This window comes from Sphingorhabdus rigui, from assembly GCF_014196595.1.
Lineage (GTDB): Bacteria > Pseudomonadota > Alphaproteobacteria > Sphingomonadales > Sphingomonadaceae > Sphingorhabdus_B > Sphingorhabdus_B rigui.
This window is the reverse complement of the sequence record NZ_JACIEA010000001.1, coordinates 975,535-998,248: the sequence shown is the minus strand read 5'-3', so window position 1 is coordinate 998,248 and position 22,714 is coordinate 975,535. Positions and strand designations below refer to the sequence as shown.

The window sequence follows — 22,714 nt, the reverse complement described above, 5'->3', positions numbered from 1 at the left end:
TGAAACTGCGATGAGTCAGCGCGGGGGCAAGGTCAAGGACGTTCATAACATAAGGATTCATCGCGAGTCGCACGATCTAAGGCCATTTATATGGAACGAAAGGAGTCCGGCACAAGATATGGAGTCTTGCGATTCCCACGGGACTCAACCGGTAGTGGTGTTGCCCGAATGACTCACTGACACAAAAAACTCACAGCAAAAGCATTTGTGACACGGGCGCGAAGCTTTTGCGGTGCAGCGGCGTTGGCCCGTGCAGACGCAAAGCGGCCAAATGGTCGGGCGTTCCATATCCCTTGTTCCGTTCCCAACCATAATGTTGATGCTGCTGCGCCGCTTCGCACATCATCCGGTCACGATGTTCTTTCGCGATGATGGATGCCGCAGAAATGCAAGGCTCAAGGGCATCGCCGCCCACAATGGCCCGCGCATTCCACCGCCATTCGGGCCGACGGCCCGACGGCGTCATATTGCCATCGACCAGCACTTCCGTTGGATCGCACCCGATCTTAGCACACAAGCCCTCAACCGCGCGCGTCATCGCCAACATCGTCGCGCCGAATATGTTCAACCGGTCGATGTCATCAACATCCACAATGCCCACCGCCCATTGGCACCGGCGCTTGATGGTTTCTTCCAACGCGGCACGGCGCGCGGCGCTGAGTTTCTTGCTGTCATCCAATCCAGACGGGCGCGGTTTGCATAATAATACTGCGGCAGCCACCACTGGCCCCGCAAGTGGCCCGCGCCCCGCCTCGTCGACACCAAATATCATATGCGCCAGGCCGGATATCGCCGGTTCTCGCCCGCATGATATAGACACACCATATTCCCGGCAGGATCAAGCAACCGCGCCTCGCGCCAACCCCAGCTTTCGTCCTGCGGCATTTGTTCGAAAATATATCCTTGGCTGGTGAGTTCGGTCACCCATGCATCCAACCGCTTGCTTTCAAAATACACCACGGTCGATGTCGCGCAGTCATCATGTTGGTGGATCGAAAAGGTAACGCCATTGGGCATTTCAAACCGCGCGTAGCCGTTGTCAGGGCTATCGACGATCTGTTGAAGACCGAGTGCTTTGTAAAAATCAACAGAGGCCGCATAATTGCGGCAACCAACGGTGACCTGATTGAGCGACGGCCCGGCAACCATCGCATCTTCGCGTACAGCTTGGTGCCCCATCGGCCCATGACCTTGGCCAAGGGCCGGCGCGTCGAGTAGCGCCAAACGCACGAACACGCGCGCACGTTCAATGGCAGGGATAAGCTCCATGCCCTGCCCCAACCCCGTCGCTATGGCCGTGGCCAAAGTGCAACCGGTTCCGTGCGTGCTGCGTGTTTCAATCCGCGCGTCACTCCAGCTTTCGTTGTGGCCCGGCGCGAGGTGCAGTTCATCGACAATCTGGTCGCCATCCGCATGCCCGCCTTTGATAAGCAACGATATGCGCCGCTCCAGCAAGCTATCCTTCCCGCCGAGCGCCTGCAGTTCGGGCAGATTGGGCGTCGTCAGTGTCGAAAGCCGCATAAGCCGTTCAAATGCGGAGATGGTATCGGCATCCGCCAGCACAGCGCCACTCGTTGCCACCATGACGGGGTCGAATATGATCGGACATGACAGCTGCGAAAGGCTGTCCGCAACGGCATGTGCCGTGGCCGCATTGCCAATCATACCGATTTTTACGGCATCCACGCCAATATCGCTCACGACGGCGGCGATCTGGTCGATGACCATCTGCGTTGGCACCATATGCACCGCATCGACACCTAGCGTGTTCTGCGCAGTGATTGCCGTAATCGCAGTCATCGCATGCGCGCCGAGCATGGTTACCGTCTTGATATCCGCCTGAATACCGGCGCCGCCGCCGCTGTCGGACCCAGCGATGATTAGAACGCGCGCGGGTGTATTTTGAGGCATCAGGCCGCAGCTGCCCTCACAGCGTCGCATATGCCGTCAACGATCCGCTCGACCTGTGCAGCATCATCGCCCTCCGCCATCACACGGATGACGGGTTCAGTGCCCGACGGGCGAATGACCAGCCTGCCTGTGCCAGCCAATTCGGCTTCAGCATCGGCGATCACCTGCTGAACGCGCGCATCCTCCAACGGCTTCCCGCCTGAAAAGCGGACATTCTTCAAAAGCTGTGGCACCGGATCAAACAGGTGCAGCACTTCACTGGCTGGTTTCCCGCTTTCGACCAGCTGCGCCAATACTTGAAGCGCAGCAATCGTACCGTCACCCGTGGTCGCGTGGTCCAAAAGGATCATATGCCCAGATTGTTCGCCACCAACGTTGATGCCGTGCTTGCGCATTTCTTCGAGGACATAACGGTCACCGACTTTTGCGCGGATGAGCTTTAAATGCTGGCTCTCCAAATAGCGCTCTAGCCCGAGATTGGACATCACCGTCGCAACGATACCATCGCCCGCAAGTTTGCCTGCGCGGCTCATGGCACAGCCAAGCAAAGCCATGATCTGGTCACCGTCGACCACTTGGCCATGTTCGTCGACAACGATCAACCGGTCGGCATCACCGTCAAGCGCAATCCCGATATCCGCGCCCGAAGCAACAACGGTTTCCTGAAGCGTCGCAACATGCGTTGACCCAACCTTGTCGTTGATGTTCTTGCCATTCGGTTCAACGCCGATGGAGGTGACCTTAGCACCCAGCTCCCAAATGGCCGTTGGTGCGACCTGATATGCTGCTCCATTTGCGCAATCGAGCACGACATGTAGTCCATCGAAACGGATATGTTCCGGCACCGACGCCTTCACCGCATGGATATACCGTCCACGGCTGTCTTCGATACGGCGTGCGCGGCCAATATCGGGGGCATCAGCAAGCGTCAGCTTTTCGCCCAGCAATGCCTCAATCGCCAGCTCATCGGCATCCGATAATTTATATCCATCAGGTCCAAACAGCTTGATGCCATTGTCTTCATAAGGATTATGGCTGGCAGAGATCATCACGCCAAGGTCTGCGCGCATGGACCGCGTCAGAAGCGCAACGGCGGGGGTCGGAATCGGACCGAACTGGACGACATCCATGCCCACGCTCGTAAATCCAGCCACGAGCGCGTTTTCGATCATATAGCCCGATAAGCGCGTATCTTTCCCGATGACGACCCGGTGCTTATGCCCACCGCGCAAGAAGTGGGTGCCTGCGGCTTGCCCAACCTTCATCGCCATTTCCGGTGTCATCGCGCCCGTATTGGTGCGACCTCTGATGCCATCCGTCCCGAAATATTTGCGCGCCATTTTGCTTCCTGCCGTTCTGCGGTTCACATTGTGAATTTCCACGCTGCTAAGCCTCTCCCTTGCATAGGGAGCGATGGGCTGGCAAGACCCGATCCTATGTCAAACGCTACCCGTATTCTTATCGCCCTTGTTATTGGCCTTGCCCTCGGCATTTTCGTGACCGCGCAGTTCTCTGCCGCTGGCGAAAAGCTGGATTTGATCCTCGATATTGTAGGAACATTATGGCTCAACGGCCTGCGCATGACTGTTGTTCCGTTGGTGGTCGCATTGGTGATAACTGGAATAGTCAAAAGCGCGGAAGCCGCGCGGGCCGGGCCGATGGCAGCGCGCACCATCAGCTGGATAGTCGTGATGATGTTCATGTCGGCTGCGTTGGGCGCACTGTTGACGCCAATGGTGCTTTCACTTTGGCCCATGCCACAAGAAAGTGCGGACGCTTTACGGTCGGCGCTGACAACGGCGCCAGCGGTAGCTGAACAACCCAGTTTGCGCGATTTCGTCGTTGCGTTGGTGCCAACCAATCCGATTTCAGCAGCCGCAAGTGACTCCATCTTGCCACTTCTGATTTTCACGCTCGTCTTTGCCTTTGCCGTAACGCGCCTTGCGCAAGAGCCGCGGGCGCACATGGCTGGATTTTTCAGCGCGCTTGCCGACGCGATGATCCTCGTGATCGAATGGGTGCTAAAGCTCGCACCCATCGGTGTGTTTGCTTTGGCATTTGTCGTTGGCGCGCGATCTGGATTGGCCGCGTTGGGCGCCGTTGCGCATTATATCGTCACGGTCTCCATCGTCGGCATTATCGTCGGCGCGTTTGCTTATCCAATTGCGGTTTTTGCCGGCAAAGTGCGCTTGCGCGATTTTGCCCGTCAGATTGCTCCTGTTCAAGCCTTTGCCGTTTCGACGCAGTCTTCGTTGGCCAGCCTTCCGTTGATGTTGAAGAAGTCAGAAGCGTTGGGCGTTCGAGAGTCCACTGCAGGCCTTGTGCTGCCGATGGCGGTGGCATTGTTGCGTGCCACGGGCCCTGCAATGAACCTTGCCGTCGCGCTTTATGTTGCAAACTGGTTTGGCATAAAGCTTGACGCGTTCGATTATGGTGCCGCAATTTTTATCGCCGCACTGACGTCAATGGGCGCGGTAAGTCTTCCCGGAACGGTCAGCTTTGTGACCTCAATCGCGCCAATATGTATTGCGCTTGGCATTCCCGTGGAACCACTCGCCTTGTTAATCGCGGTCGAAACACTGCCGGATATTTTCCGGACAACGGGCAATGTGCAGATGGATGTTGCGCTCGCTACCGTCATTGAAGCCCCCGAAAAGGAAAACGCCCATGCAATATCGTGAACTTGACCACGGCCTGAAAGTCTCCGCCATTGGCGTCGGTTGTATGCCGATGATCAAAGGCGGCAACATCACTTATGGTGAAGATGCCGATCCCGATGAGGCGATCAAAACGATCCATCGCGCGATCGACATGGGCATCACCTTTTTCGACACGGCGCAAATTTATGGCCCGTTCCAGAATGAAGAACTGGTCGGCGAAGCTATCAGAGGCAAACGCGACGGGTTGGTTATCGCCAGCAAATTCGGTTTCAAATTCGACGGCGGAAATATCGTCGGCGTGGATGGCTCTGCAACCAATGCAAAATCAGCTGTCGAAGGCACGTTGAAGCGCTTGGGCATCGACTGCCTTGATCTTTATTACCAGCACCGCGTCGACCCTGCTGTGCCGATCGAAGAGACCGTTGGCGCAATGGCGGATTTAATCACCGAAGGCAAAATCAAGCATATCGGCCTGTCCGAAGCAGGCCCCGAAACGCTCCGCCGTGCAGCGGCAGTTGCGCCGATCTCTGCCCTGCAAAGTGAATATTCGCTGTGGGAACGCGATATCGAAGACGAAATCCTGCCAACCTGCCGCGAACTTGGCATAGGCTTTGTGCCTTATTCGCCATTGGGTCGCGGCTTCCTGACCGGTTCATTCCGTAGCCTTGACGAACTGCCCGAGAATGATTGGCGGCGGCAAGACCCACGGTTTCAGGGTGATAACTTTGCTGCCAACCTGGCTATTGTCGACGTCGTGGGTGAAATTGCGGCCAAGCACAATGCATCACACGCGCAAATCGCGCTGGCATGGATATTGGCGCAAGGCACCGACATTGTTCCGATCCCCGGCTTTAAGCGCCGCGTGACAATGGAGGATAGCGCGAAAGCCGTTGATGTTACGCTTGATGCCGACGATCTTGCCAAGCTCGATTTAGCAGCTCCGCGTGGCGGGACAGCAGGTCCGCGTTACGGTGAACGTGGCATGCGGATGGTTCGGCTTTAAAAGCTGAACCACCGGAACAAGCCAGCGCCAGCGACATTCCAATATGGGTGCGCCCAAGTTGCGGCGGCCCAGAGGATTATCCCCGCAACCCACGGACCGATCCCGACTTGGAACAAAGCCACGGGGTGGATGGCAAAATGCGTCCTGCGCAGCCACGCGTCCCATTCGGCGCCAATAAGCTTGCGTTTCTTGATTTCCTGCGCCTTGGAGCCCACCAGCGCGAGGAAAACCAAGCTTCCGGCAAAAATGAAATTGTCGATCCTCGGCGCTACCAAAATATGTGCAATGCCCCACAGTGCAAAGCCCCACATCATCGGGTGACGGGTAGCCTTGAACACGCCAAAGGGTGCTTGCCCCGCCATAGCGTCGGGCACACCCGGCAATGACGGATTGCGAATGAACGATCCGGAAAACAAAACTGCGGCGACCAAAGTCAGCACGCTTGCAGCCATCCACACGCCGTCACGCGCTGGCCACAGCACATCACCTTTTGCTACTCGCCCAAATTCAAAAAGCATCCAGCCAAATGTCGCGAACGAGACGAGCGAATAAAGCCCCAGAAACCCGTTTGCACCGAATCTCCTGACCATATCCGCGCGCCAAGGATGCGACATGAGGAAATGGCTACCGACAAACAATATGGCGGCGGCAGCCAATAACACATATTCGCTCATAACCTCTACTCCCGCCCCCGGATGTGTTCGCTCAATAGCAGACCATTACGTCAACGATCATATGCCTTTGGCAAATTGCCTTCTGTTGGCCGCGCATAGCGGTCACGCAGTCGGTTTTGGCGATTGCCCAATGGCTGTTCGACACCGTCGATGATCACTGTCGTCGGCGCAGAGGACAGCTCAAGCGGATCGCCATCCCAAACAACGACGTCAGCGGCTTTGCCGGCCTTGAGGCTACCCAAACGGTCACCAACACCCATGATATCTGCAGGAACCGAGCTGATGGCTGCAAATGCCTCATCCCATGTCAGGCCAGTCGCACCGGGCACGCGCTCAAGGCTTACGATATTGCCTGCATATTGCGTCGTGTACCGCAATTGGTGCGAATCCCGGTCATTGATCATGCCGATGGCAACCTGCACACCGGCATCTTTCATGCGACCGATATTGCTCTGCGTGGCGCCCAGCATTTCAAACGATGCTGGCAAATCGTTCAAAGCCGACGCGATAACGGGAATACGGGCTTGCGCCAGTTGCGGTGCCACCCGCCATCCTTCGCTAACACCAACAAATACCATTTTGATCGATGGGAAGTCGCGTTTCAGCTCAATGAGCCGAAGCATATCATTTGCGCCTTCGACATGGATCAAAAGACGCGTTTCGCCGCGAAGCACAGACAACAACGCCTTGGCGTCTTCTGCCTTTAGCAAGTCATCATCAAAGGTACCACGCCCTGCGGCATAATCCTGCGCTTCGCGCAACATCGCGCGGAAATGCAGATGCGTTCCAGCACGGCTTCCGCCAGCGGCATCCGCCCCCTCCTCACCGAATTCGGCAAACTGAAACGCACGTGCCTTGGTAACCGGATTACTGTCCGCACCCAGATCCGCAATGGCGCCCTGCCCTGCAAAAATAGAAGCAGCACCTTCAGGTGCCACGACTGCGCGCGTTACGCCGGCGGAACGGTTAACCGCAAATGGCGACCGGAACGGATCAATTGCAGGTGCAACGTCAATGGCTGCGGAAAAACCGCTGCGACCACCACTTTTGTCGTTCGTGCCGTTAACGGCATCGACTTCAGCGAGGCCCAAACGGGTAAAGCCAGCGAAAACGCCAGGGGTTACCCATTTGCCTGAAGCGTCGATGCGACGTGCGCCCGACGGAACTGCAACGCCGGTACCAGCAGCAACGACAACGCCATCACGCACGACCACAGTGCCGCCATCAATGGGTGCACTGCCATCGCCGATGACGACGCGGCCGCCGGTAATGGCTATGGTTTCAGCCGAAACGGGTGTCGCAAAAGCCGCAAGCGCGGCAGCAGCATAGAGGAAATGCCTCATTTCACATCTCCTTCACCGGGTTGGCCAAGCTCAAAGTCGCTGACCGGACGTATTTTGGGGTTGCTTGCATCAAACATCAACGCGCCGTCGATCCAGACCTTGTCTGGACGCGCGTATACGCTCAGCGGATTGCCATTCCACAACACCAGATCGGCCATTTTACCGGGCTTTAAACTGCCGGTGTTGTCCGAAATGCCAAGCGCCTTGGCTGGGTTATATGTCAGCCACTTAATGACTTCAGCATCGCTGATATTGATGCCCATTCTGCGACCATCGGCCTGCGCCTTTGCCGCCTCTTGGTTCAAACGCTGAATCTGGTTTTCATCATCCGAGTGAATGATCACGCACGCGCCCGTGTTGTGCAATATCGCGGCATTTTCAGGGATTGCGTCATAGGCTTCCATCTTGAAACCCCACCAGTCCGCCCAAACGGCGGAACACACGCCATTGTCGCGCAACAAATCAGCGATTTTGTAACTCTCAACGGCGTGGTGGAATGTCGAGACTTTGTAGCCAAATTCCTTCGCCATATCGAGAACGAGCGCCATTTCGTCCGCGCGATAGCAGTGGTTTTGGATCGAGATGTCGCCATCCAGAACACCAGCAAGCGTTTCAAGCCCGAGATCGCGGGTATATTCCTTGCCGCTGTCCCGCTTTTTCTTGTAATCCTGCGCCTTAATCCATGTCTGACGATTGACGGCGATGTTGCCCATGCGGGTTGAAGGCATGCGCCCCTTGCTGCCATACACACGCTTCGGATTTTCGCCGCAGGCCATTTTCATACCGTACGGCGCACCCGGGAACTTCATGCCCTGCACCGTGCGCGCATAGACATTTTTCAGCACCACAGATCGGCCACCCATCAGGTTAGCCGAGCCGGGCAAAATCTGAAGCGCGGTTATGCCACCATTGGTGAGTGCGCGGCTAAAGCCCGGATCCTGTGGCCACACGCTGTGTTCCGCCCAAACTTCGGGGGTAGTCGGCGATGTCGCTTCGTTCCCGTCGCTATGGGCTTCCACCGATGGCGTGGGATAATCGCCGAGGTGCGAGTGAATATCGATTATGCCTGGTGTTACAAACTTGCCTGCACCGTCCACAACAACCGTACCCGAAGGTATAACAGTGTCCGGCCCGCCGACGCTGCTAATCTTACCGCCCGAAATGAAGACAACGCCATTTTCGATTTTGCCACCTTCGCCATCGTAAATGGTGACATTACGGATGGCGGTCGCAACGCCGGGATACGCCTTATATGTCGACGGGAACGGCACCGGTGCCTTTTCCGCCGGATTTGCAACAGGCGCAGCGGAAGCCGTCTTTGGGCCTTCCGCGTTTGAACAGGCCATAAGAGCCAGCGGCAGCACAAGATATGCGCTGCGCAATGCATTAAACTTTGCCATCACTTAACTCCAGTTTGTGGGGCGAATGCCAGCGGCAGCAGCCTCGCCTGCTTATGCCTGACCTTCAAGATGCCCGTCATCACGCAAGGTGTCGAGGTGCATCAGTTTCTTGATAAGCGGCGAAATTACGACAACCGCAACACCGACGCCAATCGCGATCCAGCCGATTTGGCTATACACAGCCATGACGACTTCGCGGCCAGCACCTTCACCCGATGCAGCTTCCGAACCCGTTGCAGAGGCGATGAGGCCCGCTGCGAAGTTACCGGTAGCCGATGCGAAGAACCATGTTCCCATGATCAACGACGCAAGATGCGCAGGCGCGAGGCGGTTCATGGCGCTAAGCCCCACGGGCGACAGGCACAATTCGCCGGTTGTGTGGAACAGGTAGATCAGGAAAATGAACAACACAGGAACCATGCTGTCCGCGCCCGCGGCTGCAGAACCTGCGACCAGAACGAGGAAACCAATTCCGAGTTGCACAATGCCCAGACCGAACTTCGCCGGTGCAGAAGGTTCAAGTCCCTTGCGGCCAAGCGCCGTCCAAAGCCACGCAAACAGCGGCGCAAGCAGGACGATGTAAATGGCGTTCAACGACTGGAACACTGATGCGGGAACACCTGCACGATCGACATGGCGGTCCGTAAACAGATTAAGCGACGATCCAGCTTGTTCAAACAAGGCCCAGAACAGGATCGAACCAATAATCAGGAACATCGCCGCGAAAATGCGGTCACGGTCATGGGGTTCAAGTTTACGAACGGCGGTCCACAAAACATAAGCAACCAGAGTGGCACCGGCGATGCCGAGCAACGTTCCAACGACAGCCTGATTTTGTACAAGCCACCAGCAAATGACCACAGCCACCAAGCCAACAACATATAACAGCCATTCAAATTTAATGCCCATGACAGGCTTTGCCAAAGCGTCCGGGTTGGAAGGTTCACCACGGCCAAGCAACAAAGGTTTAAAGACGATAAAGACAACCAGACCGAGAAGCATGCCAACGCCCGCTGCGCCGAAGCCATAAGACCAGCCATAGGTTTCGCCCAAATAGCCGCACAATAGTGAACCGAGCGCGGCGCCCAAGTTAATGCCCATGTAGAAAATGGTATATGCACCGTCGCGGCGCACGTCGGTGCGTGGGTAGAGTTGCCCGACAATCACGGAAATATTGGCCTTCAAAAAGCCCGATCCCACGATAATGAACGCCAACGCGAGCCAGAAGATGTTCAACGAGGCAGCATCCTGTCCGCCCGTGCCTTCAAAGCCCATGAGCAGATGCCCAAAGGTCAACAATACAGCGCCATAGGTTACCGCCTTTCGTTGTCCGAGCCATCGGTCCGCCAAATAGCCGCCAAGTACCGGCGTGATATATACCAACGCCGTGTAAGCGCCATAAATGACACCCGATTTTTCATCTGAAAAAAGCCAATGCTTTGTCAGATAAAAAATCAGCAGTGCGCGCATTCCATAATAGGAAAAGCGCTCCCACATTTCGGCAAAGAATAGAACGAAAAGACCTTTGGGATGGCCAAGGAATGTCCCTGCTGCATCTCCATCTTGCGCATATGATGTCGCCATCGAGCGAAACCCCTCATTTCTGTTATGTTTGATATTCCATTGAAAGGAACGATTGGCGGCGAACCTACCGAAAAAATTGCGCGTGTGAAGAATTTAATTGCGGATACCGTCAAAATTCGTCGATGGGAGTAGAATGTTCAACGACCTCTCCTCCGTAACGCGCTATCTCGAAACCCGCCGGTCCGGCAAACCACGCGATATGGTGGACCCCGGCCCCGACCAAGCCACACTTAACCGCATATTGCAGACCGCTATGCGCACCCCCGACCATGGCAAGCTATTTCCGTGGCGTTTTGTCGCGATCACCGACCGCAGCGCCTTTGCTGAACTCCTCACCCATGCCTTCACCGCTGCCAATCCCGATGCACGGCCTGCGCAAATTGGCGCGGCGGTATCACCATCGCGCATGGCTCCAACGTTGGTTCTGTTGATATATGCGCCCCAGCCAAGCGCAAAAATTCCTTCATGGGAACAGCAACTTAGCGTTGGCGCAGTCGGCATGAACCTGCTGCATGCAGCCCACGCACATGGCTTTGTCGGAAGCTGGATTACCGGATGGGCGACCTACGACGACAGCGTGCGCAAAGCGATTTGCACCGGCGACGAACAAATTGCCGGGCTATTCTTCATGGGGTCGCCGGCCCTGCCTCTTGAAGAGCGGCCACGCCCCGACCCGTCGCATATCATTCGGCAATGGCCGTAAAAGTGCTGCCTTGACGCGACCTACTGTATTATGGCAGTAAGCACGTAATGAAAAACGACGTTAAACCCGTATATTTGAAATTGCGCGATGTGATTGCCGCCGCCATTTTGGACGGTGCGTATAAGGAAGGCGACATGTTGCCTTCGGTTCGCGCATTTGCTGCTGACCAAGGCGCAAACCCGTTGACGGTCGCTAAAGCCTATCAGCTTTTTCAGGACAGCGGGCTCGTGGACGTCAAGCGCGGTGTCGGTTTGTTTGTTGCGAATGGTGCGATTTCGAAGCTTCGCAGTTTCGAGCGCGACAATTTCATGCACAATATTTGGCCTGACGTAAAAGCCCAAATGCAGCGTGCCGGTATCGATCCGGCCGAATTACTGGCGCTTAGCTGACTTTTTTACCGCAGCTTTTGCTTTATTATCATCCCACTACACATGCAGATCATACTGCTTCAACAGATCGTACAGCGTCGGACGGCTAATCCCCAGTAACTTCGCTGCGCTAGAAATATTGCCTTCTGTCCGCGCAACAGCCCTTTTAATCGCCTTGCGGTCAGATGCCTCGCGCGCAGCCTTCAAGTTGAGCAACAGATCGTCTTCATCCCCGTCGCTAAAGTCGAGGTCATCCGCCGTAACGAATTTTCCCTCTGCCATGATAACAGCCCGCTTTATGCGGTTTTCAAGTTCGCGGACATTTCCCGGCCACTTCCAAACATCAATCGCGGCTAATGCGCCGGTCGACATGCCTTTAATCGTCGGGTTCATCTCGCGCGCAAATTTGCTTACGAAATGCTTGGCCAACAAAATTGCGTCCCCCGTGCGCGCGGTAAGCGGTGGAATATTGATGGTGACTTCCGCCAATCTGTAAAACAAATCATCGCGGAAAGTTTGATCCGATATCATCTCGCTGAGATTGCGATGTGTGGCACAGACCACACGGACATCAATGGGAATAGCTTTGCGGCCTCCAATACGCTCAATATTGCGCTCCTGAAGAAAACGAAGCAGTTTTACCTGCAGCGCTAACGGGATGTCGCCCACTTCATCCAAAAAGAGCGTTCCGCCATGTGCCAGCTCAATCTTGCCCTCGGTCGTTTTAACAGCGCCGGTAAACGCACCTTTTTCATGCCCGAACAATTCGGATTCCAGCAAATTATCAGGTATTGCGCCACAATTTATGGCGACGAATGGCTTATCGCGCCGACCGCTGGCATTGTGCAAACCGCGCGCCAGCAATTCCTTTCCCGTGCCGCTGGCACCCAGCAGCAAAACCGAGATATCGGCTGGGGCTATCCGCTCTATGGTACGTGCGACCTTCACCATCTCCGGCGATGCTGTGAGTATTGTTCCCAGCAACAACGCACCGTCGCTATCGGGTTGCTGCAACAATGCGTTCTGCACCTCCAGCTCACGCACATGAAATGCCCGCCGAACGATCAGGTGAAGCTCGTCAATATCCAAGGGCTTATGATAAAAATCCCAAGCACCAGCCGAAATAGCCTGCAGCGCGCTCTCGCGTGCGCCATGTCCCGAGGCGACAATGATTTTCGTATCAGGCTTCAGTTTCAACATTTCGTCGAGGGCGGCGAAGCCTTCGGTAACGCCATCGGGATCAGGCGGCAGTCCGAGGTCTAGCGTGACCACATCAGGCTCTTCCGCACGCAGTAAGGTCAGCGCGTCTTCGCGATTGGACGCGCAAAAGACGTCAAACCCTTCATACGACCATTTGAGCTGCTTCTGAAGACCAAGGTCATCTTCCACAATGAGTAGCTTTTGCCGGTGTTCGGTCATTTATGCTGGTTCCTGGTGTGAGGCGCTGTCGCTATGTGCGATGACCGAGGGCAACAGCAGCGTGAAGACTGTGCCCTTGCCCGGTCTGCTGTTCACCCGCAGATTGCCGCCCATGGACAGCGCCAAGGCGCGGGCCTCGTAAGCGCCAATGCCAAAACCACTTTTTTTAGTGGACTCAAACGGTTTGAACAGCTGGTCGGCAATGAAGCTTTCGGACATCCCTATACCTGTGTCGATTATGTTCACCGCCGCTTGGTTGCCCTGCGCTCTGCATGTGATTTTTACAGGCGCTCCGTCGGGTGTCGCCTCAATCGCGTTTTGCACGAGATGGCCAATGATAGTTTCAACACGCGATGGATCAGCTAATACGAATAACCCGCGCGCAAGCTGCACCTCGACCGGATAAACAAGCCGGGTGTTGTGCACCGCATTCATAACCGTCTCACCAATATCAACGGCGATGGGCGGATTATGTTTGGTTTTGTTGTGCTGGGAAAGTCGCGCCAATAACTCATTCATCTTGTCGACCGAAGATCGTAATGTGTCGACCATGTCCGCTTGAAATTCCGGCTTATCCGCATGCTTTTCAGCATTGCGCGCCAATATGCTTAACTGGCTCACCAGATTTTTGATGTCATGCATCACGAACGCAAAGCGCCGGTTGAATTGTTCGAATTGACGATTTTCCGCAAGCGCTTGCTGGCTTGCCGCCTCGGCCAGATAGCTGGCCAGCTGCCGCCCAACAACCCGCAGCATATCCAGATCTTCCCAATCGAGAGCACGCGGAAGGCGTGGCCGCGATAACACAGCAAGGCCAGCAAGCTTTCCGAAATGCACGAGAGGGACGACCGCCCATGCGCGATCCTCGTCATATAGCCATTGCGGCACGGCCCGAGGGTCACAGCGAACGTCTTTTCCCGCCCGCACATCATCCATTGCCAAGATATACCCAGTCGATTCAAAAAAGGGCATCGTCTGAGACGTTACACAGCTTGCGGGGATCTGCGCTGTTGACCAGTTCCATCGCGCTTGCAGCGTTAGCCGCCCTTCATCGTTGGGCACAAATATGAGCCCGCCCGGGCTGTCAAAGATATCGGCCAGCGATTTGATGACTCGTTCATAAAATGGCGCTGCATCGTGCGACGGGAAACCAATGGTGTCTGCAAAGCGCATCCATTCCGACCGATAATCATAACGATGCTGGAAAAAATTTTTCACGATAATGACGTTCAGCCATGCCTTGAAGCGCCCCGAGGGCAGGATCAACAGCGCCGAAATCGACATGCCAAATATCAAGGTCAGTTGGGCAAGGCCAGCATATGTACCGCCGATTATTTCGATGGCTGACGCAAGGACAACCATCGCTATCAAATATGCGCCAATGGCAAGCAGAGACGCGGAATGAAATGCGACCGTGCGCGACAGTTGGAGGCGCCAGTCACTGTTACGCAGCGTGGCTATCACGAATATCGGTGCCAACAACGCCGATGCTAAACCGCGCGCTGACACAAGCTCCGCCGAGATTTCGGATGTCAAATAGCTGATCGTGTAAAGATTGAGATCAAACGTCCACATCGCCGCCAAAGCAGCCATAGGTAGGCTCATGCCCGAACGCGTTCCGGGTGCAGATACCGAATACAGGTTGTGGACCAAGACCAGCGCACCGGCGCCGAAAATCATACGCATCAATATGGCGGATTGCATCGCATATGCCGCCCCTTGGCTTCCGATAACGAGGCCCCCGGCCAAAGCATCAAAAATCGGCTGCGAGATTAATACAAATAAGAGCGCAGCATAAATCATGTTGATTGTGCGCGGCTGCTGCTGACCGTCGCTACTGCGCAGTAGATAAAACATGAAGCCAAGCCACGCCAGATTGCGCGCGGTTTCTGCCATTTGCGCCGGTAGACTGAATGGCCCGACGAACGTTGCCACATATGCCCACATAGCGGTCAGCGCCATGGCGCATATCAAGTGCGCTTGGGCACGGTTTTTAACCGAATATTGGTGAATCAACCAAATCGCGAGCGCAGTGTATGCGAAGCCCGCCGTCAAATGACCCCATAATGATACCGATGAAAGCAGCGCAATCATTTACCGTGCACCATCCAGCCACAATGCATTTCGTCGATCTACCAACGCGAGCACGACTTCGCTTGTGCCAAGCTTCTCAACATAATCTACGATATGGCCGACTTGCATCCCGATCTGATGCGCGTGCATAGCCCATGCGGTTTCTGCCGCGGCAACGAGAAGAACTAGGTCGATAAGTGCCAGAAAAAGCACCCCATAAGGTATGTAATGCCTAAAAAGCCGTATCATCGCGCCGCGTCCATGTCGGCTTTGCTAACGGGCAATGGTAAAGTGTCGATTAATTTTACAGTCTGCAGTCACGTCAAAAAAAAGGGTGCGGCATTGCTGCAGCACCCCTTAGTCTTGGGGGACGTACCCTTAGAAGTTGACGGTAGCTTCAACGCCTATCGTGCGCGGCGCATTGAAGTTCGCATAATCGCCCAGAACCGGACCATTTGCATTTGAACGACGATAGATATGCGATTCATTAAACATGTTACGCGCCCATAAAGCGACCGTTAACAGCTGGCCATTTCCGGACATTGGAATGTCTGCAAGTGACAGCCGGCCGTTCATAAGAAACGCTTTTTCATTTTTGACGTTTTCATTATCGAACGTGAAGGATGGCGAGCTGTAGTTGGCGTCCAAGTGAAGCTTTGCCGCTGCGCCTGCTCCGCCCACTGGTGTTTCAAAGTCAATCGACCCTGATACAGCGTGCTTGGGTGTATATACGACATAGACGTCCTGAAACACTGGCGTAGTCACCGCGGGTGTCAGCGACGCGTTAAGCTGTTCCTGCACGGTATTGCGTGCGGGTGGAATCTTCACGTCGGTGTACGCATAAGATACACCGAAAGACAGGCTGTCGGTGGGCCTGACGGTCAAGTCCGCCTCAATACCCTTAATCTTGGTTACGCCTTCCGCATTTACGGTTTCCAGCGTGTTGCGGACTGTCCCATTGGTTTGCGGAATGAAGAAGTTGAAATCGACCTGACTGTCGGTCCGGTCCATGATATAACCGGCAAGATTCAATCGGACGAGGCGATCAAACAATTCGGTTTTTGCGCCAATTTCATAAGACTTTACGGACTCAGGGCCGAATGCGCGGTAGTTCAAAGAACGTGAACTTGCGCCACCCGCACGGTAACCCGTCGCATATTTTGCGTATAGATTGACGGCATCTGAGGCATCCCAAGCGACTGTCACCAACGGATCAATACGCGTATTGCGTTGGTCGAAGGTGAAGTTGGTGGATGCACCATTTACCGTGAACAACTGTCCGTTCTTGTCATCACGCGTAATGCGACCACCGACCGTCACATGCAAGCTTTCCAATTGTTCGGGCGTGTAGGTAGCCTGCCCATATATGGCGTAGCTTTTGGCAAATGCGATGCTCGCACGTGCTGTAACCGCAAGTGGATAGGTCGCCGGATCAACAATGCTGAACGCTGTTCCGTCGGCATTCCAACGGTTCGTATTCGGGGTACGGGCAGTGTCGTTGGCCCGTTCATTGAAATAATAGAGGCCCAGAACATAATCGACGGTATCGGTATTACCGACAGCTTGTATTTCCTGGCTGAACTGACGTTGGTCTAACGTCGCAAGGCTATAGCGGCTGAACGTGGCATTCGGAAGGAATGTCGGAGTCCGGTTAGCACCGCCGGAATTATCAAACTGACGGTCGCTGACGGTGCGCCATGCTGTAATCGAGCGAATTTCGATACCGTCAAACGGCCGCCATTTGATGTTGCTGACAACGCCGAAGGTTTTGCCCACGCTGGGCTGTTGCGGCACGCCGATGTCAGCGGTGCTAACGCGGTCAGGTTGCACCTTCAACAACGAAGGAAGCGGCGCAACAAAGCCCGAAGGAAGGCGGTTGCTGTTGGCTACAATCTGCGCAAGCGTCGCAATGGGGCGATTGGTGGGATTATAATTGATCAGCTGGCTAAGAAATGCGGTGTTTTGATCGCGACCGAGATCGGCCGAAAAATCGGCTGTAATCGTGTTCGTCGGTTCCCACCGTGCCGCTATCCGACCGCCATAGCGATGGAAATAATTCCACCCGACTTGTCCCTCCAATGGGTTTTTGGTCGTTGCATCCTGATGTTGCAGACCGGCGTCAATTTTGAACGCGAAACCAGCGACTTCAGGAAGATCGATACGTATCTGGCCGCTATATGCACCGAAATTGCCCATACCGGCGGACGCACGACCACCGAACTCACCAGTTGGAGCGCGCGTGACAATGTTAACTGCGCCACCTTCGGTATTGCGTCCAAACAAGGTTCCTTGCGGACCTTTCAGAACCTCAATGCGCTGTACATCCAAAAGCCAGCGTTCAGACCATGCTGGCGCCCCAAATACACACCGTCAATATAGACGCCTACGCCTTGTTCGCGGGCGGGTTGATTGGCGTCACCGGGAACAATACCCCGCATGCCGACTGTTAGCGCTGTTTGACGTGATTCAAATGTCGCCACGCGCAGCGATGGTATTCCGCCATCTGCGAGATCCAACAAGCTTTGTACCTGGCGCTTCTTCAAATCTTCGTCGCTCATGACCGCGATAGCAATCGGCGTGTCCTGTAGATTGGTTTCACGCTTCGTCGCCGTTACCACAATGTCGACCAGGCCGGAATTGTCCTGCCGGGTAGCGTCATCGACCGCCGCGAATACGGGCGTAGTGGTCTGGAAAGCGGCGATCGCAGCCAACGAAACCAGATGGAGAGAGACGGTGCGCTTCATAATAAATCCCTGTTGCTAATCGTTGTCGGGACGCTTGAATTCATTTCGATTCGCCCCGGGTGCATTTGCAAGGAGGTCGCTAGACGTCGTGAGTTGCACCCCCGCGACACTTCACCGACACTTTGGTGACGCCAACGTTACAGAAAAAAGTCGACACCAAAGTGACGCATAACGGTCACGAACTTGTCATTAGCTATCTGCATCTCATCCGCAGAACCGGGTGGATGAACATGAACGACGATATTTATGTATTAATCGCAGGCGGCGATGCGGAACTGATAGCTGACATGACCGCAGAGTACCCAGACGTTCGGTTTTTGACCGGATCGTCCGACATTATATCTCTGCCCGAAACGCAAAACATTCTCTGCTTTGTTGATTGGATTCTTCCTGACAAGTCCGGTCTAGAGTTTTGCCGCCAGTTAAAAGCCACCGACGTTGGCCAGCAATGTCATACGACGCTTGTCCTGGAACATGCAGACGAAACCAGCCAGCGGCGCGCGCTGGACGCCGGCGCAGACGATTATATCATTGGGCCGTTCGACGCTAAAACGCTAAGCCGCAGGCTTGCGCTTCAGTTGTCTGCGCGAAACGCAGGCCACGACCTCCACAAATATATTCATGGACGGCTGATCGTCGACACAGCGACCTTTAGAGCCCAATATAACGGCCAATCCCTGCCTCTTGGACCGACAGAATTTCGCTTATTGGCCCATTTTGCAGCTAATCCCGATCGCGTTTTTTCACGCCAGCACCTCATTCGAGTTCTCGGCAAAGATGGCGACATAGTTGACGATAAAACTGTGAACGTATGGGTTGGTCGCCTGCGCAAAGCCTTTGTCCAGGTTGGCAGTCCAGACCCTATCCGTACGGTTCGGTCGGCAGGCTATGTTTTCGACCGGCCTTAATGGTTATGCCTGTTGATCAAAGGCAAATGGCGACAACCCGCGCTCGCGCTCGTTGAAAACAAGCACGCGTCCCGCGGGCGGCGCGCTGCGTTGCGGGCAGTCCGATCGCGTGCACGCAGGACAGCCCAATCCGATCGGCGTCGCTGCCGCGTCCCCTAAATCCCAGCCCCGCGCCGCGGCCAAGGGTGCCGCCAGCTTGGCATCGATACCCAAACAAATGGCGAATTCAGCTTCAACGCCGCCACTCACAGCCGTTTGTGGGTGCACCGTGCGCGACAGCGTGAACCAGCGGCTTTTGTCCTCCAGCTCAACCAGATGCGGCAACAGCGTGCCCGGTCGTGCAAAAACATTGTGCACGTGCCACAAGGGACACCGACGGTCCGTCTCCACCAACGGTGATGCACTCGCCCCTGCATAACGCTTACTGCTCTGCCCGGCCCGATCAATCCGCAGCATGAAAAATGGCAACCCGCGCTGCCCCACCCGCTGCAAAGTCGTTAGGCGGTGCACAACGTGTTCAAAACCCGCCCCAAACCGGCGTTGCAGCAAGATAAGATCATAGCCAGTCGCTTCGCAGGCGCGCAGGAAGCGGGCGTAAGGCATCATGACGGCTGCCGCGAAATAGCTGTGCAAATGGCGTCGGTAGAGACGTTCCCCTGCCCGTTCGGTGAATGAGGCGCCGGAAACGAGCGCCTCAACCTCCGCCTTTGCCTCCAACATACCAAGTTGCAAGGCGGCGGCGAATGTGCGGCTTGCCGGATCCAATAGCTCCGACAACTGCAATTGCCGGGCATGGAGGTCCAACCGGCGCAATCGGTCAGGCATTACATCGAACGGCAATATCCGTATCGACAACTGATGCTTCACGCGCAGCCGTTCAGTAATCGCGCCATACAGGTCCGCATTATTAAGACGCAGCTCATCCGCGAGATTTTCAGCTTGCGAATCCAAATCTGCAAAATGGTTGCGCCAGCGTTCTATCTCGCGCCGCGCCGATGCGATGGATTCAGGTTCAATGCTTGCGCCGCCTTGCAATGTGCCCGCCGCGCCATGCGAACCGCCCGACAAGCGGTCAAACGCGCGGGCAAACGCTTCGGCTGCGTCAGGGCTGGCGGCAATCCATTCTTCCACCTGTGTTCGGTCGACGGACAAATCGGCAAACATGGGATCGCTCAACCGGCGGCGAATGGCCTCAACGCCGCCGCCGGGGGTTGTGCCAGTCAGTGTGCGTGGGTCGAAGTCATATGACTGCGCGAGTTTCAGCAACAAGGTGGCCGTGAGTGGCCGCTGGTTGCGCTCAATCAGGTTTAGGTAAGACGCCGATATCGCGAGCGCATCAGCCATAGCCCCTTGTGTCAGTCCGTTTGCGCGACGGATTCTGCGGACGGCATGACCGGCAAATAGCTTTTGTTCACTCATGGCAGTGCCTTGTAAGTTATATTACAGATTTACAATTAAACCTTAGATTATCCGCACCATAACACAACAAATATTACAAAATTGACTCGTCCTTTGACCATTACAACCGCATAACTGCAGCATAAATCAGGTTACCGAAGGAATTGTAAATGTCGTACCAGTCGCTCATTGCTGAAAACAGCACGCACATAGCCGCGAACAATGGCACTTGGGACTCGATTAGCGCAGAGTCCGTGGCGCGTATGCAGTTGCAAAACCGTTTTCAGACGGGCCTCGACATTGCGCGCTACACCGCAAAAATTATGCGCGAAGACATGGCGGCTTATGATGCAGACCCTGCGCAGTATACGCAGTCGCTCGGTTGCTGGCACGGGTTCATTGCCCAGCAGAAGATGATTTCGATCAAGAAGCATTTCGGCACAACCAAAAAGCGTTATCTTTATCTGTCGGGCTGGATGATTGCGGCCCTACGCAGCGAGTTCGGCCCATTGCCCGACCAATCGATGCATGAAAAGACGAGCGTCCCTGCCCTGATCGGCGAACTCTACACATTCCTGCGTCAGGCAGACAGCCGTGAGCTCAACCTTCTGTTCAAGGACCTTGATGACGCACGCGCAGCTAATGATGCGGCCAAGGAAGCGCAGGCGCTTGCCAAAATCGAAAATCATGAAACCCACGTCGTGCCGATCATCGCGGACATTGACGCAGGTTTCGGCAATGCCGAGGCGACCTATCTTCTGGCCAAGAAGATGATCGAAGCGGGTGCATGCGCCTTGCAGATCGAAAATCAGGTTTCGGACGAAAAACAATGTGGCCACCAAGATGGCAAGGTTACCGTCCCGCACGAAGATTTTCTGCAAAAAATTCGGGCCTGCCGCTACGCGTTCCTCGAACTGGGCGTTCCTGAAGGCATCATCGTTGCGCGCACGGACTCCTTGGGTGCAGGCCTTACCAAGCAGATCGCGGTATCGAAAGAAGCTGGCGACCTTGGCGACTTGTACAACAGCTTCCTCGACTGCGAAGAAATCGACCCGAGCACAGCGCAGAATGGCGATGTCATCCTGAACCGCAATGGGAAGCTTTTGAAGCCAAAGCGTTTGCCTTCGAACCTTTTCCAGTTCCGTTCAGGCACAGGCGAAGACCGCTGCGTGCTGGATTGCATCACATCACTGCAGAACGGCGCTGACCTTATCTGGATCGAAACCGAAAAGCCGCACATCGAACAGATTGCCGGCATGGTCGACCGTATCCGCGAAGTCGTTCCCAACGCCAAATTGGCGTATAACAACTCGCCAAGCTTCAACTGGACGCTCAATTTCCGTCAGCAAGTGTTCGACGCCTGGGCTGCAGAAGGTAAGGACGTGTCGGCTTACGACCGCGCAAACCTGATGAGCGCGTCATATGACGAAACCGAATTGGGCGCCCAAGCCGACATGTGGATCCAGAATTTCCAGCGCGATTCTGCCAAGCGTGCGGGCATTTTCCACCACCTAATCACCTTGCCAACATATCACACCGCGGCATTGAGCACGGACAATCTGGCGAAGGATTATTTCGGCGAAATGGGTATGCTTGGCTATGTTGCCGGCGTTCAGCGCAAGGAAATCCGCCAAGGTATCGCCTGTGTTAAGCACCAGAATATGTCGGGTTCCGACATTGGCGACGAACATAAGGAATATTTCGCTGGTGAAGCCGCGCTTAAGGCCGGTGGTAAAGACAACACCATGAACCAGTTCAGCAACGCAGCGTAAGAAAGGTGAAGTCATGAGCGAGCCAGCACGCGCACGCGCCGTTTTGTCGACCGAGGACCTCACACTTTTGAGGCAGGCCTTGGTCCACTATCTGGAAGCGATAAAGGATCAGCCGGAGTCGATTAAATTTGCCCGCCTCTACCACCGTTTGGGGAGCGCAGGCGGCAAATAACCGCAGTTATATTTTACGAGTTTTCCTGGGGAGGAAAACACCTAACCGCCGGCAGGAATGTCGGCGGTTTTTTCTATGGGCCAACGCATTGTCGCTAATATTTTCTTAAGGCCGTTGGTATACCCCCCGTGCAACCAAACAGGCTGGGGCACGTGGATAATACTCTAAAACTGTTGCTTGGGGTTCTGTCGGTCACCGGGTTCATCACCGTGGTCATTCCGCAGGGCAATCCCGTGGCGCCCCGCGAAGCCGCAGACATAGCGAACCCGGAAGTTAACGCGCCGCCGCCCGAGCCAACAGCACCGTTCCCCTCTCCGCCACCATCCCCGCCGCCTGTTCCATTCGATTCGGGGGTTTCTGTTGAATTTATAACCGGCGCGCCAACCATTGACGGCCGGCCAATTCAAGCTGATTTCGGGTTGCCATTTGGCGTATCTCCGCGATCAGACAGAGAAAATCCGGACACACCCCGAAAGAACAAAATTGGCTATACACCGCCGGTATTTGCCGTGCCGGGCGCAGCTGCCCTAGACGAGAGGGCGATGGCGACTAACGCGCCCTTTGGCCGCTAACCCAGAAGCC

21 protein-coding genes are annotated in these 22,714 nt (G+C 55.3%); 8 read left to right on the top strand and 13 right to left on the bottom strand.

What is annotated here, in order from left to right; translation table 11 throughout:
• Positions 1-190: 190 nt before the first annotated feature.
• The 3 genes from GGR91_RS04650 to glmM are packed head-to-tail and all read right to left on the bottom strand — an operon-like array spanning position 191 to position 3,251.
• A complete protein-coding gene (locus GGR91_RS04650; protein WP_183940520.1) occupies positions 191-772 on the bottom strand; it encodes a ribonuclease HII in 582 nt (193 codons plus the stop codon).
• The gene (gene thiD, locus GGR91_RS04645) at positions 769-1,911 is read right to left on the bottom strand and encodes a bifunctional hydroxymethylpyrimidine kinase/phosphomethylpyrimidine kinase (protein ID WP_183940519.1); all 1,143 of its coding nucleotides are present in this window, start codon (positions 1,909-1,911) and stop codon (positions 769-771) included. The genes GGR91_RS04650 and thiD overlap by 4 nt, the downstream gene beginning before the upstream one ends.
• The gene (gene glmM, locus GGR91_RS04640; protein WP_183940517.1) at positions 1,911-3,251 is read right to left on the bottom strand and encodes a phosphoglucosamine mutase; all 1,341 of its coding nucleotides are present in this window, start codon (positions 3,249-3,251) and stop codon (positions 1,911-1,913) included. Before glmM ends, thiD begins: the two co-directional genes overlap by 1 nt.
• 96 nt (positions 3,252-3,347) lie before the next feature.
• On the opposite strand from glmM, the gene GGR91_RS04635 reads away from it, so the two are divergent.
• Positions 3,348-4,592, top strand: coding sequence for a dicarboxylate/amino acid:cation symporter (locus GGR91_RS04635; protein WP_183940515.1), 1,245 nt, complete (start codon positions 3,348-3,350; stop codon positions 4,590-4,592).
• A complete protein-coding gene (locus GGR91_RS04630; RefSeq protein WP_183940513.1) occupies positions 4,579-5,574 on the top strand; it encodes an aldo/keto reductase in 996 nt (331 codons plus the stop codon). The genes GGR91_RS04635 and GGR91_RS04630 overlap by 14 nt, the downstream gene beginning before the upstream one ends.
• Here GGR91_RS04630 and GGR91_RS04625 read toward each other — a convergent pair.
• From GGR91_RS04625 to GGR91_RS04610, 4 genes are read right to left on the bottom strand one after another with little or no spacing between them, the layout of a single operon-like run.
• Positions 5,571-6,248 carry an NnrU family protein gene (locus GGR91_RS04625; protein ID WP_183940511.1) on the bottom strand — a complete coding sequence of 226 codons (678 nt, stop codon included), beginning with the start codon at positions 6,246-6,248 and terminating at the stop codon, positions 5,571-5,573. The genes GGR91_RS04630 and GGR91_RS04625 overlap by 4 nt on opposite strands.
• A 50-nt stretch (positions 6,249-6,298) precedes the next feature.
• Positions 6,299-7,591: an amidohydrolase family protein gene (locus GGR91_RS04620; protein WP_183940509.1), complete on the bottom strand. Its 1,293-nt coding sequence runs from the start codon at positions 7,589-7,591 to the stop codon at positions 6,299-6,301.
• Entirely contained in the window at positions 7,588-8,991 is a 1,404-nt protein-coding gene (locus GGR91_RS04615) for an amidohydrolase (protein ID WP_183940507.1), read from the bottom strand. Before GGR91_RS04615 ends, GGR91_RS04620 begins: the two co-directional genes overlap by 4 nt.
• 51 nt (positions 8,992-9,042) lie before the next feature.
• Positions 9,043-10,575: a peptide MFS transporter gene (locus GGR91_RS04610; protein ID WP_183940505.1), complete on the bottom strand. Its 1,533-nt coding sequence runs from the start codon at positions 10,573-10,575 to the stop codon at positions 9,043-9,045.
• A gap of 133 nt (positions 10,576-10,708) precedes the next feature.
• Here GGR91_RS04610 and GGR91_RS04605 point away from each other — a divergent pair, with 133 nt between their 5' ends.
• Together GGR91_RS04605 and GGR91_RS04600 are read left to right on the top strand one after the other, a co-directional pair.
• Positions 10,709-11,278, top strand: a complete 570-nt coding sequence (locus tag GGR91_RS04605) for a nitroreductase family protein (protein WP_183940503.1) — start codon at positions 10,709-10,711, stop codon at positions 11,276-11,278.
• Positions 11,279-11,325: 47 nt separating this feature from the next.
• Positions 11,326-11,667, top strand: coding sequence for a GntR family transcriptional regulator (locus GGR91_RS04600; protein WP_183940501.1), 342 nt, complete (start codon positions 11,326-11,328; stop codon positions 11,665-11,667).
• Positions 11,668-11,703: 36 nt separating this feature from the next.
• On the opposite strand, the gene prsR is transcribed toward GGR91_RS04600, so the two are convergent.
• The 5 genes from prsR to GGR91_RS11615 form a co-directional block, all read right to left on the bottom strand.
• The gene (gene prsR / locus GGR91_RS04595) at positions 11,704-13,065 is read right to left on the bottom strand and encodes a PEP-CTERM-box response regulator transcription factor (RefSeq protein WP_183940499.1); all 1,362 of its coding nucleotides are present in this window, start codon (positions 13,063-13,065) and stop codon (positions 11,704-11,706) included.
• Positions 13,066-15,159 carry an XrtA/PEP-CTERM system histidine kinase PrsK gene (prsK, locus tag GGR91_RS04590; RefSeq protein ID WP_246337049.1) on the bottom strand — a complete coding sequence of 698 codons (2,094 nt, stop codon included), beginning with the start codon at positions 15,157-15,159 and terminating at the stop codon, positions 13,066-13,068.
• Positions 15,160-15,387: a hypothetical protein gene (locus GGR91_RS04585; protein ID WP_183940497.1), complete on the bottom strand. Its 228-nt coding sequence runs from the start codon at positions 15,385-15,387 to the stop codon at positions 15,160-15,162.
• Positions 15,388-15,516: 129 nt separating this feature from the next.
• Positions 15,517-17,466 carry a TonB-dependent receptor gene (locus GGR91_RS04580; protein WP_246337048.1) on the bottom strand — a complete coding sequence of 650 codons (1,950 nt, stop codon included), beginning with the start codon at positions 17,464-17,466 and terminating at the stop codon, positions 15,517-15,519.
• Positions 17,439-17,882, bottom strand: a complete 444-nt coding sequence (locus GGR91_RS11615) for a TonB-dependent receptor plug domain-containing protein (protein ID WP_246337047.1) — start codon at positions 17,880-17,882, stop codon at positions 17,439-17,441. The genes GGR91_RS04580 and GGR91_RS11615 overlap by 28 nt, the downstream gene beginning before the upstream one ends.
• A gap of 230 nt (positions 17,883-18,112) precedes the next feature.
• On the opposite strand from GGR91_RS11615, the gene GGR91_RS04575 reads away from it, so the two are divergent.
• Positions 18,113-18,790 (top strand): response regulator transcription factor, encoded by a 678-nt coding sequence (locus tag GGR91_RS04575; RefSeq protein ID WP_183940495.1) that lies wholly within the window; start codon positions 18,113-18,115, stop codon positions 18,788-18,790.
• A 3-nt stretch (positions 18,791-18,793) separates the two neighbouring features.
• Here GGR91_RS04575 and GGR91_RS04570 read toward each other — a convergent pair whose 3' ends face one another.
• Positions 18,794-20,209 carry a helix-turn-helix domain-containing protein gene (locus GGR91_RS04570; protein WP_183940493.1) on the bottom strand — a complete coding sequence of 472 codons (1,416 nt, stop codon included), beginning with the start codon at positions 20,207-20,209 and terminating at the stop codon, positions 18,794-18,796.
• Positions 20,210-20,358: 149 nt separating this feature from the next.
• On the opposite strand from GGR91_RS04570, the gene GGR91_RS04565 reads away from it, so the two are divergent.
• The 3 genes from GGR91_RS04565 to GGR91_RS04555 all read left to right on the top strand — a co-directional run bounded on the left by GGR91_RS04565 (position 20,359) and on the right by GGR91_RS04555 (position 22,704).
• Positions 20,359-21,960: an isocitrate lyase gene (locus tag GGR91_RS04565; protein WP_183940491.1), complete on the top strand. Its 1,602-nt coding sequence runs from the start codon at positions 20,359-20,361 to the stop codon at positions 21,958-21,960.
• A gap of 13 nt (positions 21,961-21,973) precedes the next feature.
• Positions 21,974-22,132: a hypothetical protein gene (locus tag GGR91_RS04560; protein ID WP_183940489.1), complete on the top strand. Its 159-nt coding sequence runs from the start codon at positions 21,974-21,976 to the stop codon at positions 22,130-22,132.
• A gap of 152 nt (positions 22,133-22,284) precedes the next feature.
• A complete protein-coding gene (locus GGR91_RS04555) occupies positions 22,285-22,704 on the top strand; it encodes a hypothetical protein (RefSeq protein ID WP_183940487.1) in 420 nt (139 codons plus the stop codon).
• Positions 22,705-22,714: the final 10 nt, after the last annotated feature.

Excerpts from the sequence above, each read along its gene's own strand:
- GGR91_RS04605 (WP_183940503.1), top strand. The coding sequence starts at position 10,709 with ATGTTCAACGACCTCTCCTCCGTAACGCGCTATCTCGAAACCCGCCGG.
- GGR91_RS04565 (WP_183940491.1), top strand. The coding sequence starts at position 20,359 with ATGTCGTACCAGTCGCTCATTGCTGAAAACAGCACGCACATAGCCGCG.
- GGR91_RS04600 (WP_183940501.1), top strand. The coding sequence starts at position 11,326 with ATGAAAAACGACGTTAAACCCGTATATTTGAAATTGCGCGATGTGATT.
- GGR91_RS04650 (WP_183940520.1), bottom strand. The coding sequence starts at position 772 with ATGATATTTGGTGTCGACGAGGCGGGGCGCGGGCCACTTGCGGGGCCA.
- glmM (WP_183940517.1), bottom strand. The coding sequence starts at position 3,251 with ATGGCGCGCAAATATTTCGGGACGGATGGCATCAGAGGTCGCACCAAT.
- GGR91_RS04620 (WP_183940509.1), bottom strand. The coding sequence starts at position 7,591 with ATGAGGCATTTCCTCTATGCTGCTGCCGCGCTTGCGGCTTTTGCGACA.
- GGR91_RS04615 (WP_183940507.1), bottom strand. The coding sequence starts at position 8,991 with ATGGCAAAGTTTAATGCATTGCGCAGCGCATATCTTGTGCTGCCGCTG.
- GGR91_RS04560 (WP_183940489.1), top strand. The coding sequence starts at position 21,974 with ATGAGCGAGCCAGCACGCGCACGCGCCGTTTTGTCGACCGAGGACCTC.
- GGR91_RS11615 (WP_246337047.1), bottom strand. The coding sequence starts at position 17,882 with ATGAAGCGCACCGTCTCTCTCCATCTGGTTTCGTTGGCTGCGATCGCC.
- GGR91_RS04570 (WP_183940493.1), bottom strand. The coding sequence starts at position 20,209 with ATGAGTGAACAAAAGCTATTTGCCGGTCATGCCGTCCGCAGAATCCGT.
- GGR91_RS04585 (WP_183940497.1), bottom strand. The coding sequence starts at position 15,387 with ATGATACGGCTTTTTAGGCATTACATACCTTATGGGGTGCTTTTTCTG.
- GGR91_RS04575 (WP_183940495.1), top strand. The coding sequence starts at position 18,113 with ATGAACGACGATATTTATGTATTAATCGCAGGCGGCGATGCGGAACTG.
- thiD (WP_183940519.1), bottom strand. The coding sequence starts at position 1,911 with ATGCCTCAAAATACACCCGCGCGCGTTCTAATCATCGCTGGGTCCGAC.
- prsK (WP_246337049.1), bottom strand. The coding sequence starts at position 15,159 with ATGATTGCGCTGCTTTCATCGGTATCATTATGGGGTCATTTGACGGCG.
- GGR91_RS04625 (WP_183940511.1), bottom strand. The coding sequence starts at position 6,248 with ATGAGCGAATATGTGTTATTGGCTGCCGCCGCCATATTGTTTGTCGGT.
- GGR91_RS04630 (WP_183940513.1), top strand. The coding sequence starts at position 4,579 with ATGCAATATCGTGAACTTGACCACGGCCTGAAAGTCTCCGCCATTGGC.
- GGR91_RS04610 (WP_183940505.1), bottom strand. The coding sequence starts at position 10,575 with ATGGCGACATCATATGCGCAAGATGGAGATGCAGCAGGGACATTCCTT.
- prsR (WP_183940499.1), bottom strand. The coding sequence starts at position 13,065 with ATGACCGAACACCGGCAAAAGCTACTCATTGTGGAAGATGACCTTGGT.
- GGR91_RS04635 (WP_183940515.1), top strand. The coding sequence starts at position 3,348 with ATGTCAAACGCTACCCGTATTCTTATCGCCCTTGTTATTGGCCTTGCC.